Annotated in this window: 2 protein-coding genes; both read right to left on the reverse strand. The window is 54.2% G+C overall.

Features of this window, described 5'->3' with window-relative positions; all coding sequences use genetic code 11:
• Positions 1-330, reverse strand: a 330-nt coding sequence (locus HW556_RS18220; RefSeq protein WP_394354145.1) for a toxin-antitoxin system YwqK family antitoxin, incomplete at its 3' end; no start/stop codon positions are given.
• The coding region (locus HW556_RS18225; RefSeq protein WP_317170551.1) for an RHS repeat-associated core domain-containing protein at positions 327-2,322 on the reverse strand (1,996 nt) is incomplete at its 5' end. The genes HW556_RS18225 and HW556_RS18220, both read right to left, overlap by 4 nt.

Raw genomic sequence — 2,322 nt, forward strand, 5'->3', positions numbered from 1 at the left:
AACGGCCATATATTCTAATCTGCCATTTTTAAAATTTTCTTTCAATAATCCAAACGGTTTTCCGTTTTTGAAATATTGCTCTGATCTTATTGCCCCATTGGCATAATACTTTTTTACAATCCCGTTTATGTGGTGGTTATCAAATGGCGTTATGTTTTTTATTGTACCATTTCTATAAAAACACGTCAAATCACCCTCATACACACCTTGTTTGTCAACATATGACCTGCATTCGACTTCACCGGTCGGATAATACTCAATTATTTCCTTCCGATCATTTAAGCAGGACGAAGCAAAGATCATGAGCAAGACTAAAATTATATTTTTCATTTTTTAAGTTTATCATTTGAGTAAACATCTACAGTACCACTATCCGTCAGTATCTTGTAATGTGACCCTCGGCCAAACAATCCAACTGATCTTTGGATTGTGTCACGTCCGGATGGATTCCTGGCTTCTGCCCTCGCTTCCTTAGCCGCATCTGCTGCATCATTGCCCGCTCCCGTCACATCCGATATTTCTCGACCTTGGTTGGCGTTAACTGCCTCTCTATAAGTATGTCCTTTTCGATTAATGACAGCTCCACTTGCATCAAGTAATACATTAAGACCTTCTTGGTCAATTTTAATTTCTTTTTTCGCGGTATTTCCTCCTGGTGAGGTTCCATTTGGCTCAGCTGACTCTATCACTACACCAACTTCTTGTTCGTCTCCATTTCCCATTATAGAATTTGCGAAAAGAAATTTTTTCAAAAGGCTAGACATTGCCCCCTTAAGTTTAGAGCCATCATATACTTCGTTATTAGTGCCATTATCTCCTCCTTCTTGACTGAATCTTTCTACTGCTCCCATAATCTTGCTCCCAACTGTTTCTGCATACACACCACCCCCAGTATAGATCCATGTTTTCCCTTCTGATTCTATAGTAGCACCTAATGCGTACACTTCATCAGCGGCTTTGCCTTGTGGACATGTAGGGCAACGTCCATCTAAGTCGTTATACCGTACCGCATTATCCATCCCAAACTGATAGCTACCCCAACTCGCTTGCCCTGCCTTCTCCCCGTCCGGATCAGTGACGACCCACCGCCCCAGGGTGGGGTCGTAGAAGCGCCAGCCGTGGTCGAGCCAGTTCAGGCCGAACTCGTCCTGCCGCTCCTTGCCGTTCCAGCTGTACTTATTCTGCGGCGTAGCGCTCCTATTCAGCCCCACTAGGTCCAACCCATACGGATCATACTGGTTTTCCTGCACTTGCAGGCCCTGGCGGTGCTCGACGCTAATGTCGTCAAAGAACACGTCCGTGTCGCTCTCGTTGGCCACGTAGGCCTGGACGTAGCCCGCACTCGGCACGAACACCCGTAAAGATAGTTGTTCATAACCGCCGTCCACTACGCTGGCATTAGCCGCGTTAGTCAACTGCTTCGTCGGCCAGGCCACGAGCACCGAATCGGCGTTGTAGACCAGCACCCGCAAGTAAGCCTTGGGCACCCCGCCACTAAGCTGCTCCACGGCCGGCACCAGGCCCAGGCCCACGCTCAGCAAGGGCAGCACCCGCACCCGGCGGCCTCCGTCGGGCGGAGCCGGCGCGCCGACGGCCGGTTGCAGTAAGCTCGCCACAAAGCTGGCCAGCGTGAAGCTCCAGTTGGCCTGCGCCGGCTGCTGGTACATGCCGTAGGCCACCACGTCCACCGTGTCGCCTCGGGCCACCGTGAGCTGCTTGAGCGGGCCCAACGGCTGGGGCGCTACCCCGCCGGCGTTGAGCAAGGCAAAACCGGCGCCCGATTTGGCCAACTGATGCGTCGGATCCACTCGCCGGATCGGGGCCGAGACGGACACAGAATCAAACTCGTGCTGCTCGCGCCGCAACTCGTTCTCATTGGGTTCCAAGAAGGCGTGATACGTCTTCCGCTCGCCGGGGTGGAAGGCCACGCGCAGGTTGCCCAAGTGGTCCTTGAGCGTGTACTCGTAGTTGACTTTCGTGCTCACCTGCCCCGCCGGGTCGCGCGGGTACAGGTACAGGGCCCTTCCTTCGGCGTGAGTGAGCCAGCGCAGGCTGTCACGCTCGTACTGCCAGGGGCCCACGTAGTCGGTGCGCACGGCGGTAGGCTTACCGGCCTCGGTGGCCAGCTTGCTCACCTTCTGCCCGGCGGCCGAGTAGGTGTACTCCAGCACGTTGCCGTTGGCCCACTCCAGGCGTTCGGGCAGCTGCAGGTGGTTGTAGCGAATCAGGCGGATGCCCTTGTTGGCGTCAGCTGTCAGGCTGCCGGCCGCATCGTAGCTGTAGTCCGGGCTCTGGCTGCCGCTGGTGGCCCCGTCCGTGAAG

The sequence above is a fragment of the Hymenobacter terrestris genome (genome assembly GCF_013377905.1).
Classification (GTDB): domain Bacteria; phylum Bacteroidota; class Bacteroidia; order Cytophagales; family Hymenobacteraceae; genus Hymenobacter; species Hymenobacter terrestris.